Here is a 16,425-nt window from a genome sequence, read left to right as displayed (position 1 = left end):
AAATAGTTTGTCGTCTCTTCTTTAATGTCGACAATATGAAATTTTATTTAGCAAGAGTATGTAGATGATCTTCCAATAACTAAAAAAAAGTTGACTTTTGGCAATTTCTAAAGTTACAATCTGTTACAATGGGAAGTTACAAGTCGTTACTAGGGGACTTTTTAATGAAAATCTACTACTAATACCATATGATGAATATCAAACGATATCGTTAATGCCTAATACAGTTTTTTTGAAAGTGGTAGGATATAGAGTGTGATGTTTATAAAAAAGAAAACACCTCACTGGCAATACCAATGAGGTGTTTTAAGAACTTAACTCTCTCAATTTTTTTCACTTATCTACTAAGCGCATTCATCTAACTTCACTTATATATACTGATGTGATTAAAATGTTGTTGCACTACAAACAATATTTTTTATCAATAAAAGTAAATGTTATTCATGTTGAATGGAGTTAAGACTTAAGCTACCTTGTACTAGATAAAAGATAAATGTACTTCACTACGTTTCTAGTAATTAGATTACATAATTGTCTAATTCTATTCAATTATTTAACAATACTATCCTTTAGACAACATAAGAAAAGAGGGTAAAGAATCTATATATATTTCCTACGCTGAATTTCTAATACAATTATACTAGGTTAAATTAATAAAGTAACAATGTTTCATATTAATAAATGGTAAGTAACTATTCCTTCATTTTGTTACAAATTTTAGACTGTTATTGGTATTTGTTTTTACTTGTTTTGATTAATCATAAACAATAAAAAAATATACAATCGATCATTTAAGATATATCACAACTTTAGTAAAACAGGTAGGGCACTTTTTTTTAATATTAGAAGGATGAATAAATGGTCAACCAATTATTAGAATAAATATACAGATAGGGTTTTGATGTGTAAACGAGCTTTTTCAAGCTCTAAAGTTTCGATAGTAAAAAGTAAGCATTAAGAAATTTGATAAGAATTAATGAGTCATCTTCTTCCAATTAATAAGGGCTACAAAAATATTAATGGGTGAATAAGTAAAAATGGTAACCAATGGATAATAATTTGATGGTAAATGGTAAACCAATTAAATATTTAAGCGAATAAGGGAGTTGTTTTTCTAATTTTTGTACTGAATTTCAATTTTAATTTTTTAATAAAATTTTAGTGATAAATATTAAAAATAGTACTATTTAAAGTGTAAATATTGACTTATTCTAAGAAAAAGAGAAAAAAGTGTTGTTGAGACACTATTTTATTATAACAAAGTTTGCATTTAAAATTTAATCCTCGTAAAATTGGTCAACCAGTTTATGGTAACCCAGCCGGGCGTTATTCAAATTGGCGAATAAAATTGAAATAATGAATTATTATTAAGGATATAAGGTAGCAACACGAACATTGAACACTCTTGAATCAATCTTTTTTAAATCTACTCTCTATCAAGTTTTTTGAGTTGAAAAAAAGATTTTTACTGTAAAAATTGATATAAGTTTTGGAAGTGAAGTTTAAATGTTTGTAAATTGGTCTACCAATTAATAGGCGAGCACAAAATGGAACAAACGGTATTTAATACTTTTAGAAAAATAGAAATTGAGAAACCAGTTGATAAGATTATCAAACAGGTAAAAGCTTTAATTTCTACGGGGCAGTTAAAAGCAGGGGATAAACTTCCATCAGAGAGAAAGCTTTCCGATCTATTTGGTATTGGTAGAACACATGTACGAGATGCAATAAGAAAATTAGAATTTTATGGCATTTTAAAAACACTTCCTCAGAGTGGAACAGTAGTAGCAGGGTTTGGAATTACAGCATTAGAAGGTTTAATCACAGATGTGTTGGATTTAGAGGGGAATGATTTTACTGCATTAGTAGAAACAAGAGTTGTACTTGAAAGAAATACCGCAAGGTTTGCAGCATTAAGAAGAGACGAAAAAGATATAGTATCCATATCAAGTGCTTTATCAGCATATGAGGAGGCTCTAAAACATGGTAGAGATACTGTAGAACATGATTTAATGTTTCATATGAAAATAGCAGAGGCGAGCAAGAACACAGTTCTGAAATCACTAATGCTAATCGTCGCACCAGATATTATCACGTTCTTTAAAGAAAATGATGTCTGTTCAGGAGATAAACCCAATAAGGCCGTAGAAGATCACTATGAAATTTTGGAGCACATCTCAAACCGTAATCCCGAAAAGGCAGAACAGGCAATGTATAATCACTTGAGAGGTATCTTGAAAACAGATATTTTTTAGGTACTAAAACTGATGTATAACTGAGTAAACACCAAGTATGCCTATGAAGTAAGGTCTTTATAAACAAAAAATGGATTAACAAGCTGTTAATCCATGCAGGATTTCTTAAGCAGGGTCATCGGCAAAATCATCCGCTAAACAGAAAACCTTAGTAGGTCAAATATAACAGATGAAATGAGCAATCACAAACACAGCTCCTACTAACGCCTGCATACTATTCTATTTTTTTATTATTAAATAAGCTTTAGTACTACAACATGAATGTATATATCATCTTGTTATCCAAAAGTGAAAAGGTACTATTGCTCTCTCTTTATGAAATAAAATGAACAACATAAAATTATTACTATCAACTTTCACACTATTACTCTTTCTGTGCATTCCAAATGCATATGCACAAGAAACCCATATGGTAAAGGGTAAGGTCGTAAACCAGGATAATTTTCCATTACCGGGTGTATCGATTGTTATTAAAGATGCAGAAAGAAGTAAAGGGACAATTTCTGATTTTGACGGAAATTTCTCATTAATGGTAAAACCCACTGACGTTTTAGTTTTCTCTTTTATTGGCTGTAAAACTCAAGAGGTTTCAGTAAATAATGCTACGGAACTAAATATTTCTTTACTTGAAGAAGCAAGCCAATTAGACGAAATTGTAGTGGTAGGTTATGGTGCAGTTCAAAAATCACATTTAACTGGTGCCGTATCAAAAGTATCTAACGATAACTTAGATCAAATTCCTTTAGCTAGGGTAGATGATGCTTTAGCGGGACAAGTTTCAGGTGTTAACATTCAAATGACTAACCCTGCAGCTGGTGAGGCTCCAACTATCCGAGTACGTGGTGTAGGTTCAATTACTTCATTCCCTAATCCACTTATTGTAGTAGACGGAATCGTAGTAGATCAGGATTACTTAGCAAGTTTGGATATGAACGATGTTGAGTCAATCGAAGTATTAAAAGATGCTTCATCTGCAGCGATCTATGGTTCAAGAGGTTCGAATGGTGTAATCCTTATTACGAACAAATCGGGTAAAGAAGGAAAAGCGAAGTTTAACTATAACGGTTACTTCGGAATTAAGTCAGTACCTAAGAATGATGTATTGAAAACAGTTGGTGAGTGGACTTCATTTGTTACTGAAAACAATGAAGGAGAACTAACAGACAGAATGAAATATATTCAACAGTTAGGTACAGAAACAGCTTGGGATGATGTAGTAATGGATGGAGGAACAATTCAATCTCACTCATTATCAGCAAGAGGTGGTTCTGAGAAAACAAAGTATTCAGCTTCAGGTAACTATTTAAAAGATGAAGGTGTTCTTCTTACAGATAGCTATGAGAGAATCAACTTCAGATTAAAAGTAGATACTAAAGTAAATGACCGTTTATCATTCGGTATGAACTTAAACCCTTCATACAGTAACCAACGTCGTTTCCCAATTGGTCTTCATGATGCAATTAGACAATCACCTTGGTTACCTGAATACTTAGACGAAAACAGTATCAAATATGTGAACCGTTTAAGAGAAGAAGGTAGATGGGCAGATGCAAAAGTGGGCGATTATGCAATGGAAAGAATGTTTGATGACTATGATTTAGACAACGGGATGCCAATCGAAACTGGTGGAACGGATATCAGTACTACATCAAATGTATCTCCAATTTCTAAAATCTTAGAGCGTGAGTACAGAAAGTATCAAACTAAATTATTCACGAACTTATATTTGAAATACAAAATTGCTGAAGGTTTAAACTTCCGTTCATCTGTAGGTGGTGATTATAAAAATACTAGAAACCAACGTTACACAGGTGTAAAAGCAAGTAGAAACGCAGAGAGTGGTACTTCAGCTTTCGATTCTAGAAGTAACCAATTCCATATTGTAACAGAGCAAACGTTAACTTACGATAAGAGATTTGGAACGAAGCACTCATTAAATGCTGTAGCAGGTTTCGCTTTTGAATTCTGGGATAACAACTACAGTGAGGTAGAGGCCAACGGTTATAACTTCGATTATATCAAAACGATCCCAACAACGAACGTTACGGGTGCTGAAACATATGCTAACCAAAAGTCATTAGTATCTTATTTAGGTCGTGTGAATTATGCATATGCTGATAAGTATTTAGTATCAGTAAGTTTCAGAACAGACGGTAGTTCTAAGTTTGGTGAAGACAATAAATTTGGTGTATTCCCAGCAGCTTCAGTGGGTTGGAGAATCAACCAAGAAAACTTCTTAAAAGACAGCAAAGTAATCAGTAACTTGAAAGTAAGAGCAAGTTATGGTGTTACTGGTAATGATGGTGAAGATAGAATCATCGGTAGATATCCTGCAATTGGTCTTGTAGAACCTGTAGGTGCTGTTTTTGATGGAAACATCTACTCTGGATTTAACCAATCGACATTATCGAACCCTCAATTAAGATGGGAAAAATCGGTTGAATTTAACCCAGGTATTGATGTAGGATTCTTACAAGATCGTTTCGGATTTAGTGTAGATTTCTACAAGAGAAATAGCCAAGATCTATTATTGAATAGACCGATTCCTTCAGCAACAGGATTTAGCGATGCAATTGTCAACTTAGGTGAGGTAGAAAACAGAGGTGTTGAAGTGGAAGTACGTACAACAAACGTAGTTTCAGGAGGATTCAAATGGCAAACAACAGCTAACCTTTCATTAAACGAAAATAAGCTGATCAGCATGGCAGGTGCAGATGGATTAATTTCAACAGTTGATCCTAAGCGTCCGGCAGAGTGGATTGCAAAAGAAGGCCACCCTGTATCATCATTCTATGGTTATGTAGTGGAGAAAGAAATTCCTTTAGAGAATATCAAGAATCCATTCTACCCAATCAATGGTCAGTCTCAAGATGTATATGTGAAAGACTTAAATGGTGATGGTATTATTGATCCAGATGATAGAACGATTTTAGGTTCACCTTATCCAAAACTTATCTGGTCAGTAAACAACACAATCAACTACAAGAGCTTCGATTTAAGCTTTATGTTCCAAGGTTCTCATGGTGCGAAAGTAAGAAACATGGATCCTCAGTATGTAAACAATCAGTTTAGCTCGAACCAAGATTATATCACAGACGAGGAAGATCCAAACTTCTTCCAAGACGCAGATAAAGTTCAACAAAGAATTTTTACTGACGATATCGTAATGGATGCTTCTTATATCACATTAAGAAACTTAAATGTTGGTTATACTTTACCAACTGAGCCATTGAAAAAGGTAGGAATTAACTCATTGAGAGTATATGTAGCTGCACAAAACTTGATCTACATTATGGGTAAAGACTACAGAGGTTACAACCCAGAAGGTATCAACCAAGGATTAGATTCACCATTAACTTATGGTTATCAAAGAGGTGCAGCACCAATTCACAGAACATTCTCAGCAGGTTTAAATCTTTCATTCTAGGAACAACATGAAAACAAAAAATATATTAAAGGTCGCAGCAATAGTTTTTGGAGCATGGACATTTACTGCCTGCGAGAGTCAATTGGATTTAAAACCAGTTTCAGCCATCGGTGATAACGGTTTTTACACCAACACTGATGAAGTAGAAGCTGCTGTATTTGCTATCTATGATGGATTACAAAATACAGTTCAAAGAGAATTTGCTCTAACTGAAATGAGGTCTGATAATACAAAGACAAAAAACAGTGAAGGGGAATGGGCACAGTTCGAGAAGATGGATGTATCGCCGACAAATGGTACATTATCTGAATATTGGACAGATTTATACAATGTTGTATTCAGAGCGAACAAAGTAATAGCATCTTTGGATGTTGTCACTGAAGAAGCTACAAAGGCACAATTCGAAAGTGAAGCTAAATTTGCGAGAGCATTGATGTACTTCAATTTGACAAGAGCATACGGTGAAGTTCCTTTGGTAACAAGAGTAATTGTTCCAGGTGAAGAGGAAGCAACAACAAAAACTGCTACAAATACTGTTTACCAACAAATTGAACAAGATTTGATGGACGCTATCGAAGTATTACCAAGCAGAGGAGACACTAACGAAGGTAGAGCGACTAAAGGTGCAGCACAAGCACTCTTAGCAAAAGTAAAATTAACTACTGGAGATTATGCTGGTGCAAAAACGTTGTTAGAAACAGTAATGAACAGCGGTGACTATGCTTTAGTAGAGAACTACTCAGATGTTTTCTATAGCGAGTTAAACACAGAGATTATCTTTGCTATTCAGTTTATTAATGACAATGCTGTAGAATCACAAGACTTCTCTTATGAGTTTACAAAATTGGGTAGAAGTAGTGGTCTTAACTATGTGACGGCTGATTTTAAAGCCAATGTAGATCCAACGGATACAGAAAGAATGGCTGTTCTTTATAATCCTGAAGATCAGCAAGAAAATGGTAAGTTCTTAACATCATCTGCTGATAACAGATTATGTGGTAATGACTGGATCGTTTTAAGAATGGCTGATGTTTACTTAATGTATGCTGAAGCAATTCTTGCAGGAGAGTCATCGACAACAAATGCAGATGCTGTGAATGCTTACAACATGATTAGAGCAAGAGTAGGTTTATCAACTTTAGCTGTTGGAGAGACACTAACTAAAGATGCTTTATTAGCAGAAAGAAGAGTTGAATTAGCCTTTGAAAATCATAGATTATTCGATTTAGTTCGATTTGGTGAGGCAGAAAACGTAATGGGAGATTTTGCAGAAGAGAATGGGTTTACATTCAACGCTACGAAGCTTTTATTACCAATCCCTCAGAGAGAAATTGATACAAGCTATGGCTTGTTGACACAAAACCCTGGGTACTAATTTACCTGATGGAGTAGTGCATTGGAACTTAAGTTTATTTGATGCACGGGTAAGATTATCTTCCATGCCTACTCCAACTATTAAACTTTTCTTTCAATCGACAACAATAAAGACATGAAATCATTTTTGAAATATATTGGAATGGCAAGTGCACTAAGTATGACCTTGTTTGCTTGTACAGAAGAATTACCAGGTGTGGGTTCTATTCCAGATTTAACACCACCATCTGCAGACTTTTCTTATAAAGCTACTCAAGAAGATTATAGAGAAGTAGCATTTACAAATACATCTATCTCTGCGGGTATTTTCGAATGGAATTTTGGCGACGGAGGTACATCCGATGAAAAAGATCCAGTACATATGTTCCCAGGAGAAGGCGAATATGATGTGGTGCTTAAAGTAAAAGATGGCAATGATTTATCTTCAGATACAACGATCACAGTAGCAATTGTAGATGAGTTTGTACCTGAATTTCAATGTAACAGTTTTGAGTGTGACGACCGCAGTGTGTGGGGCAGTTTCTCAGGATCAGGGTCACCAACTCCTCCAGATCAGGACACTGGAGCGAAAATAGGTAATGATGGTCAGTATTTAGATCAGACTATCAAAGTAACTGGAGGTGTTACATACAATGTAAGTTTCCATTATGTAAGTAAGGCAGGTGGAACAAGTGCAGGTGAATTATTAATGGAGGATCCAGACAACGGAATTACGTTTGTGGACGAGTCGCTTCCTCTAACAGAAAATTCATCAGAATATGTATATACAAGCTATGTGATCGAAACAGCTAGTAATACTACTCAATTGCGTTTCAGCATGAACTTCGGTGATGTTGAAACAAGATATGATCTTGTAGAAATCAAAAAAGTAGACTAACACTAATTACACCCGGCTTTTGGTCGGGTGTCTTAGACAAACTGACAAACAAACAACTTATTCACTCACATCAACCTTTGAAAAGATAGTTATGAAAAACATCTATTTTATATGGATCAAAAACATAATAGCACTGTCTTTTGTAGTGTATTCATCTAAATCACTTGGACAAGTGATCGTAAGTGATGCCGCTACATTGGAAGAGCAAATTGCGTCGGCCACTGCCGGTGATACTATCCTGATGAAAAATGGTATTTGGAAGGACCTAGAAGTGAAATTTACAGGAGAGGGGACGGTAGAAAAACCTATTATTCTAAAAGCACAAACAAACGGAAAAGTAATTATAGAAGGACAGTCTTACATCGGAATTTCAGGAAAATATCTTGTTGTAGAAGGTCTTACATTTAAGAATGGATATACACCTACGAATGCCGTAATTAGTTATAGAACAAGCAGTAAAGATTTTGCTTACCACTGTAGAGTAACACAATGCCTTATTGAAAACTTCAGTAATCCAGAACGATACGAGGCAGACAAGTGGGTAGAAATGTACGGTAAGGATAATCGTTTTGATCATAATGCTCTTATCGATAAAAGAAATAAAGGAGTAACGTTTACGGTTCGATTAAATAATGAAGAAAGTAGAGAGAACAATCACATTATTGAATATAACTACTTTGGTAAACGCCAAAACCTTGGCTCAAATGGTGGAGAAACATTAAGAATAGGCACTAGCCATTATTCGAGAACAAATTCCAACTCAATCGTTAGAAAAAATTATTTTGAGTCTTGCGATGGAGAGTTAGAAATCATCTCTAATAAATCATGTGGTAATACATACCAAGACAATGTATTTGATGCTTGTAAGGGGACTTTAACCATGAGACATGGAGAACGAACTTTAGTAGAAAACAACTACTTCTTAGGAAAAAGAAAGCACAATACTGGAGGTATTCGAGTAATCAATGAAAGACAAACGGTCAATAATAACTATATCAGCGGACTAACAGGATACCGATTTAGAGGGGCTTTAGTGGTGATGAATGGTGTACCGAATTCTCCGCTCAATAGATATAATCAGGTAGATGGAGCTGTAATTAGCAATAACTTGATTCTTAATAGCGACCACGTTCAATTATGTGCAGGAAGTGATGTAGAAAGATCTGCAACGCCGATTAACTCTACGATGTCCGATAATATTTTCATGACAAATACAAACCCTAGCTTATTTACGGTTTATGATGATATTTCGGGAATTCAATTTGAAGGGAATTTTGTAAATAAAGAAGAAAATGTTCCTGTAGAAAATGGGTTTAAAAGTATAGATTATCAGTTGACAAAAAACAGTAATGGTTTACTTTCACCAAGTAAAAAATTACTCAAGAAAATAGGGTTTAAAGGTGATGTTGCACTACCAGTGTCAAGGGAGGAAGTAGGGCCAGCGTTTTACGACAAAGATACTAAAGTGATAGGTTTAAACGAAGGAAAGGAAATCCATGTTCAACCTGGAATCAATACAATTATTGAGGCACTTAAAATGGCTAATCCTGGAGATATCCTTTTATTAGAAGGGAATAAGGAATATGTTTTAACGAAGACAGCCTATATACATTTTCCTGTGACATTAAAAGGTGAAGGCAAGGCAACAATCTTATCAGAAAAATCTGTAGCTTTTCAATTAGAGAATGAGGCAGATTTAGAGCTTAATCATTTAGTGATTGATGCTAAAAATGCACCAGACCAATCTGGAAATTGTATTGTTAGTACAAGCAGGTATTCGATGAACGACAATTATATCTTTAAGACTTTGGACTGTGAAATTCGTAACCTTAACATTAATCACACTTTCAATTTTTTGAAAATATATCCATCGACAATGGCTGATACTGTTTTGATTGAAAATTCACAATTTGGTCAAGTAACAGGTTCGATTCTTGCATTAGATAAAGAGGTAGATGATCTAGGAATGTACAACGCAGAATATGTGATCATTCAACAATCTTCATTCAAGAATATAGACAACACAATTGCCGACGTTTATAGAGGTGGTACTGATGAAAGTACATTTGGCCCTAACGTTGAAGTACTCGATTGCACTTTTGAAAATGTAGGTCATAGTAAAAGAAATAAAGAACAATCTTCACTGACATTTCATGGTGTTCAGAAGCTGGAAATCGATGAATGTCATTGGATAAAAAGTGCTCCATTAAAGTTATTCCTAACGAATGGTGAGCCAATATCAGAAATTAAAAATTGTACTTTTCAAGAGACGGACAAAGTAGTAGCAAACTCTGATAAATACAGTTTCGAAAACATTAAAATGATCAATAAATAATGTTGATAAGAAAATATACGATACTTGTTTATTTACTAATAGTTAGTTTTTCACCTCTTTTTGGTCAGCATCAATTGACGTTGACCAATGAGGAGGAAAAGGAAATTAAGCAAGGAGAAACGGTAGAACTATTTAGTAATTCTGTAAAAGCAGCTGAGAAAAAATTGGCTCCTTATCTAGAGAAAGGTGTAGACGTTCCAACTCCAAAAGATTTGGCGGGTGGATACACACATAGTCAGCATAAGAAGAACTATTTTCTAATGCAGAAGGCAGGGGTATTGTTTCAAATTACTGGAGACGAAGCGTACGCAGAATTCATTAAAAATACTTTGGAGAAGTACAGTGCCCAATATAAAAACTGGGACAGACACCCTTCGAAGAAATCATATGCAAGAGGGAAAATATTCTGGCAATGTTTAAATGATGCCAATTGGTTAGTATATACATCACAGGCCTATGGAAGTATCTACTCTTGGTTAAGTCCAAAAGAAAGAAAGAAGCTAAACAATGAGTTATTTAGACCAATGGCTGATTTCTTATCCGTAGAAACACCTCGATTTTTTAATCGCCTACATAATCACAGTACTTGGGCTAATGCAGGTGTAGGTATGATTGGCCTTGTGATGGAAGACGAGGACTTAGTACAAAAGGCCTTGTATGGTTTACCGATCACTGACGAAAAGGTAAAAGATAATGATGGTGGAAGTATCACAAAGGAAGGACAAAAAGAAGCGGGTTTTCTTGCTCAAATAGATCACTCATTCTCTCCTGACGGATACTATACGGAAGGACCGTATTACCAACGTTATGCGATGTATCCATTTTTAATCTTCGCTTTAGCGTTGGAAAATCAGCAACCATCATTAGAAATTTTTAAATATAGAGATGGAGTATTATTAAAGGCAGTAGATGCACTTTTACAACAAACGAATGCTTCTGGAGAGTTTTTCCCGTTAAATGATGCCCAAAAAGGGATGTCGTATTACTCTAGAGAATTACAACTATCGCTGGCATTAGGGTATTACTATGGCAAACAAGACAAGGGATTACTTGGTCTAATCAAAGAACAACAAAGAGTACCTCTAAATTATGCAGGGTACATTGTAGCTAGAGATATAAATAAAGGTCTTGCACAACCATTCAAAAAGCACAGTATTTATTTCAGTGATGGACCGAAAGGGGATAAAGGAGGAATTGGTGTACTAAGAAGTGATGAGGTGGAGTTGATTATGAAATTCTCTCAACATGGAATGGGACATGGTCATTTCGATAGATTATCATACAGTCTAAATTTTGGTAAGGAAGAAGTCTTACAGGATTATGGTGCTGCAAGATATGTCAATATCCATCAAAAAGATGGTGGTGGATATTTGAAAGAAAATAAAACATGGGCAAAACAAACTATTGCTCACAATACTGTGGTCGTAGGTAAAAGATCACAATTTAAAGGCAACGTCAAAAAAGCTGACAGTATTTCTCCAGACGAATATATTTTCTCTACTGATAAGGAGAATGTACAAGTAGTAAGTGCTAAAGAAAGCAACGCTTACCAAGGAGTAGACTTACATAGAACATTGGTTTTAATAAAAGACTCAAGCTTTGAGAATCCATTGGTGTTAGATTTATTCAATGTACAATTAGATACTGCACAGCTCTTACAATTACCTTATCATTACCACGGTCAACTTATGTTTTCATCAGTTGATTTACAGAGAGCAACTACTTTAAAACCTTTGGGTGAAAAAGATGGGTATCAGCATTTATGGAATGTTGCTGAAGGAGAGGTAAAAGGAGCGTTTAATCAGATCAATTGGTTTGATAAACATAGATTTTACACACTAAATATGGCAACTACAGAAGGGGAAAGTATCACTTTGGCCGAACTTGGAGCCAATGATCCTCACTTTAATTTGAGAAGAGACCCTTCTATAATCCTTAATAAACAAGGTCAAAAGGGAGACAACTGGATGGTCTCAATTTTGGAAACACATGGTAGTTATTCTACCGTTACTGAAGCGTCGAAAAACACTTACAGTACAATCAAAGATGTATTCATTTCATTTCAAAATAACGAATATATAACAGTTAACTTCACTAACAAACAAAATGAAGAATGGACCTTCATACTTTCAACTGTGGACAATTCAGATGTTAAAGAACATCAACTTTCTTTGAAGGATAGAGTGATTAAATGGGACGGTCCATTCGTCCTGTTTAAAAATGAAATTGATCAGTAAAACAATACAATAAAGCTAATATGGCAACAGAATTTAAAGTAACAGAAGAAGAACGCTTAGAAAAAGCAACTTCATCATCTACTTTTCAAGTTAAAGGACTTAGATGGTGGATTATTGGATTGGTCTGTCTGGCGACAATTATTAACTACATCGATAGGTCTGCAATGGCCATTATGTGGCCAAGTATCGCCGAGGATCTTAATATGAGTAAGAATGATTATGCAATGATCTTAAATGTTTTCATGATTGCTTACGCTGTAGGGCAGTCAGTATCAGGAAAAATGTTTGATAAGATCGGAACAAAGCTTGGTTTTGTGATTTCAATCTCTGTTTGGGGTGTAGCAACTATGCTTCATGCAGTCGCAAAAGGAGTGTTCTCATTTGCAGGTTTCAGAATTATGCTAGGTATGGGTGAAGCCGGTAACTGGCCAGGAGCTGTAAAGAATAATGCAGAGTGGTTTCCAGTTAAAGAAAGAGCTTTAGCTCAAGGTATTTTTAACTCAGGAGCAGCATTAGGTTCTGTTGTTGCCCCTCCGCTTATTGCCATTCTTTGGGCCACTTTTGGATGGGAAAAAACCTTTATGATTGTAGGTGTCTTGGGTCTACTTTGGGTTATTCCTTGGGTAATTATTAATAAAGGAATTCCAGCGAAACACCCTTGGATTACTAAAGCAGAAAAGGAATATATTCTTGCTGATCAGGAAGAGAAAAAAGATGCTGCTCCAGGTCTAAGTATGAAAGAAATTTTATCGTACAAGGCGTCATGGTCAGTGTTAATGTCAAGATTTTTCATCGAACCGATCTGGTGGTTATTCGTAGGTTGGATGCCATTATACTTATCTGATACATATGGATTCAATGTAAAAGAAATCGGTTACTTCGCTTGGGTACCATATGTAGGTGCTGCATTAGGTAGTTTATCGGGAGGATATTTTTCTGGTAAGTTGATGTTGGCAGGAGCGTCTGTTGATCAAGCAAGAAAAAGAACAATCTCTATTGGTGGTATCATCATGTTTACAGGTTTATTAGCCACAATTTTCTTAGCGGATAGTGCTTTAAAATTCGTGATTATCGTAGCCTTAGTATTATATGGTTTCCAGTTTGTGATCAGTAATATCCAAACGATACCAAGTGATTTATTTACAGGAAAGTCGGTAGGTTCACTAGCAGGACTAGGTGGTACTGTGGGTGTATTCTCAGTAATTATTATGAATTTCTTAGTTCCAATTATCTCTAGCTACTCTTATGTACCCATCTTCGTGATGATTGCAGTGTTCGTCCCATTAGGAGTAGGCTCGATTTATTTATTCGCTAAAGAAATCAAATCAATAAAATAAATTTTTAATCTCTCTTCTTTCACTAAAGCAGTTTTTGAGAGATAGCTGATTTATTTCACAAGTGAAAGAAGTACAACTTCAATTTATTATGTTATTAGAAAACAAAGTAGCCATTGTAACAGGTGGAGCTAGAGATATCGGTAAAGCGGTGTCTATGAAATTAGCTAAGGAAGGGGCAAAAGTTGTGATTAACTATTTCGATAATGAAGTACAAGCAACTCAAACTTTAATAGAAATAAAAGCATTAGGAGGAGACGCAATTCTAGTTCAAGGTGATATGACCAAGAAAGAGGATGTGGATAATGTTGTTGAGCAAGCGTTACAAGCTTATGGCGGTAAAATTGACATTTTAGTTAACGTAGCTGGTGGATTAGTAGCAAGAAAAAAATTGGATGAAATGGATGTTGATTTCTTCAACTTCGTGATTCAATTAAACTTAAATACTGTCATGTTAATGACGCAAGCGGTAGTACCTCATATGCCATCGGGCGGATCTATTGTCAACTTTGCTTCACAAGCAGGTAAAGATGGTGGTGGACCAGGAGCAAGTGCTTATGCTACAGCAAAAGGTGCAGTGATGACATTTACTCGTTCAATGGCTAAAGAGTTAGGGCCGAAAAACATTCGTGTTAATTCTTTATGTCCAGGTATGATAGCAACAACTTTCCACGATACATTTACAACTACGGCAGTACGTGAGAAAGTAGCTGTTTCTACTCCATTAGGAAGAGAAGGTAAAGCAGAGGAAGTAGCAGACTTTGTTGCTTGTATCGCCTCGCCACAATCATCATTTGTGACGGGTACCAATATTGATATCAACGGAGGTTTAATGTTCTCATAACATGAAAAAGGTAGTAACATTTGGCGAATTACTTTATCGTTTTTCGCCAGTGGGCAACCTTCGTTTCTCACAAGCCAACCAATACGAAGCAACTGTAGGTGGAGCAGAAGCCAACATTGCAATCTCTTTAGCTCAATACGGTGATGACGTTGAATATGTAAGTATCGTTCCTGATAATGCATTAGGTCAATTTGCTGTTAGAGAAGTTAAGAAATGGGGAGCTGGAGTAGAAGGTGTCCAATTCGGAGGAGAGAAAATGGGGATGTACTTCCTCGAAAAAGGAGGTTCATTAAGAGGTGGTAATGTCATCTACGATAGAGCAGGAGCAAGTATCACCCATGTAGATGCGAATACATTTGATTGGGATGCCATCTTAGAAGATGCAGATTGGTTCCACTGGTCAGGTATCACACCGGCTTTATCGAAGGGTGCTGCTGCAGCCAATTTAGCCGCAGTAGAAGCCGCTTATAGAAAAGGAATTCCTGTTTCTTGTGACTTGAACTATAGAAGTAAGCTATGGAAGTATGGTGTGGATCCAAAACACATCATGCCTAAGTTACTGGAGAATACAACAATTTGTTTAGCTAACGAAGAGGATGTAGCCAAGTACTTGGGTATTCAACCACAGGAATCTGATTACGAAATTGTAGATGGATTTGATAAACGTTGTTATAAGTTTATCAGTAAAGAAGTAATGAAGGCTTTTCCTAACCTTGATTATGTGATCACCACTTTAAGACAAACAATTAATGCTTCACACAATAGATGGTCAGGAGTGATCTACAACGGAGAAGAGTTTGTGATGGGTGATGTTCATGAAATCCCTTCAATTATTGATAGAGTAGGCGGTGGCGATTCATTTATGGCCGCTTATATCCACGGGAAAAGAAAATTTGTAGTAGACAAAGAAGCATTAGACTTTGCATTGGCTGCTTCTGCATACAAACTATCTATTCCTGGAGATTACAACATCGCAACAGAAGAAGAAGTTTTCCAGATTATGGATAAAAATAGCATTAAAAAAATCGACCGATAATTCATGGCAAGATTTACAAGAATTGAAGTTGTTTTAAGCATGAAGGAATGTGGAATCGTTCCAGTATTCTATCATCCCAATCCAGAAGTGTGCTGGGAGGTAGTATATGCATGCTATAAAGCAGGAGTAAGAGTTTTCGAATTTACGAATCGAGGAGACAATGCTCACAAGGTTTTCGATAAAGTAATGGAGAATGTAATATCGTTAGCTCCTGATATGAAAATGGGTGTTGGGTCTGTTGTCGACGATTATACAGCAAGTTTATATATTCAGAATGGAGCGGACTTTATCGTTTCTCCAATCTTGAATGCAGAAATAGCAAAGCGCTGTAATCGTAGAAAGGTGGCTTGGATGCCGGGCTGTGGGTCCGCATCTGAAATATCTTATGCAGAAGAGTTAGGTGCAGAGGTAGTGAAAATATTCCCAGGGTTACAAGTGGGTGGTCCTGAGTTTGTGAAAGCAGTAAAAGCACCTATGCCTTGGTCTAGTATTATGCCTACAGGAGGTGTACAACCTAAGTTTGATGAACTACAAGAGTGGTTTAAAGCAGGAGTACATTGTGTAGGTCTAGGCTCTCAACTTCTCGACAAGAGTATGATTGAATTTGGTGATTATGAAGCTTTAACCCAACATATACAAAAGGTATTTGTAATGGCACAAGAGGCAAGAGGTGTCAAACAACCTTTGTTGGGTTAGGGCGTCATCG

Annotated in this window: 10 protein-coding genes; all 10 read left to right on the top strand. The window is 35.8% G+C overall.

The window, feature by feature from the left end:
* The first annotated feature begins 1,547 nt into the window (after nucleotides 1-1,547).
* Nucleotides 1,548-2,255 carry a FadR/GntR family transcriptional regulator gene (locus QL232_RS16915; protein ID WP_168885028.1) on the top strand — a complete coding sequence of 236 codons (708 nt, stop codon included), beginning with the start codon at nucleotides 1,548-1,550 and terminating at the stop codon, nucleotides 2,253-2,255.
* 325 nt (nucleotides 2,256-2,580) lie between these two features.
* Nucleotides 2,581-5,682: a TonB-dependent receptor gene (locus QL232_RS16910; protein WP_281615033.1), complete on the top strand. Its 3,102-nt coding sequence runs from the start codon at nucleotides 2,581-2,583 to the stop codon at nucleotides 5,680-5,682.
* A gap of 7 nt (nucleotides 5,683-5,689) precedes the next feature.
* A complete protein-coding gene (locus QL232_RS16905) occupies nucleotides 5,690-7,057 on the top strand; it encodes a RagB/SusD family nutrient uptake outer membrane protein (protein ID WP_281615032.1) in 1,368 nt (455 codons plus the stop codon).
* 114 nt (nucleotides 7,058-7,171) lie between these two features.
* Nucleotides 7,172-7,933, top strand: coding sequence for a PKD domain-containing protein (locus tag QL232_RS16900; RefSeq protein WP_281615031.1), 762 nt, complete (start codon nucleotides 7,172-7,174; stop codon nucleotides 7,931-7,933).
* Nucleotides 7,934-8,024: 91 nt separating this feature from the next.
* Nucleotides 8,025-10,268: a polysaccharide lyase 6 family protein gene (locus QL232_RS16895; RefSeq protein ID WP_281615030.1), complete on the top strand. Its 2,244-nt coding sequence runs from the start codon at nucleotides 8,025-8,027 to the stop codon at nucleotides 10,266-10,268.
* Nucleotides 10,268-12,505: an alginate lyase family protein gene (locus tag QL232_RS16890; protein WP_281615029.1), complete on the top strand. Its 2,238-nt coding sequence runs from the start codon at nucleotides 10,268-10,270 to the stop codon at nucleotides 12,503-12,505. Before QL232_RS16895 ends, QL232_RS16890 begins: the two co-directional genes overlap by 1 nt.
* Before the next feature lie 20 nt (nucleotides 12,506-12,525).
* The gene (locus QL232_RS16885) at nucleotides 12,526-13,842 is read left to right on the top strand and encodes an MFS transporter (RefSeq protein WP_281615028.1); all 1,317 of its coding nucleotides are present in this window, start codon (nucleotides 12,526-12,528) and stop codon (nucleotides 13,840-13,842) included.
* Nucleotides 13,843-13,930: 88 nt separating this feature from the next.
* Entirely contained in the window at nucleotides 13,931-14,683 is a 753-nt protein-coding gene (locus QL232_RS16880; RefSeq protein ID WP_168885101.1) for a glucose 1-dehydrogenase, read from the top strand.
* Between the two features lies 1 nt (nucleotide 14,684).
* Nucleotides 14,685-15,719 carry a sugar kinase gene (locus QL232_RS16875; protein WP_168885035.1) on the top strand — a complete coding sequence of 345 codons (1,035 nt, stop codon included), beginning with the start codon at nucleotides 14,685-14,687 and terminating at the stop codon, nucleotides 15,717-15,719.
* Between the two features lie 3 nt (nucleotides 15,720-15,722).
* Nucleotides 15,723-16,415 carry a bifunctional 4-hydroxy-2-oxoglutarate aldolase/2-dehydro-3-deoxy-phosphogluconate aldolase gene (locus tag QL232_RS16870; RefSeq protein WP_168885036.1) on the top strand — a complete coding sequence of 231 codons (693 nt, stop codon included), beginning with the start codon at nucleotides 15,723-15,725 and terminating at the stop codon, nucleotides 16,413-16,415.
* Nucleotides 16,416-16,425: the final 10 nt, after the last annotated feature.

Origin of the sequence: Flammeovirga sp. SubArs3 (genome assembly GCF_947387565.1) — a bacterium.
Taxonomy (GTDB): domain Bacteria; phylum Bacteroidota; class Bacteroidia; order Cytophagales; family Flammeovirgaceae; genus Flammeovirga; species Flammeovirga agarivorans.
Note: the sequence above shows the minus strand (reverse complement) of the source record. Positions and strands in the feature narration are given on the sequence as shown.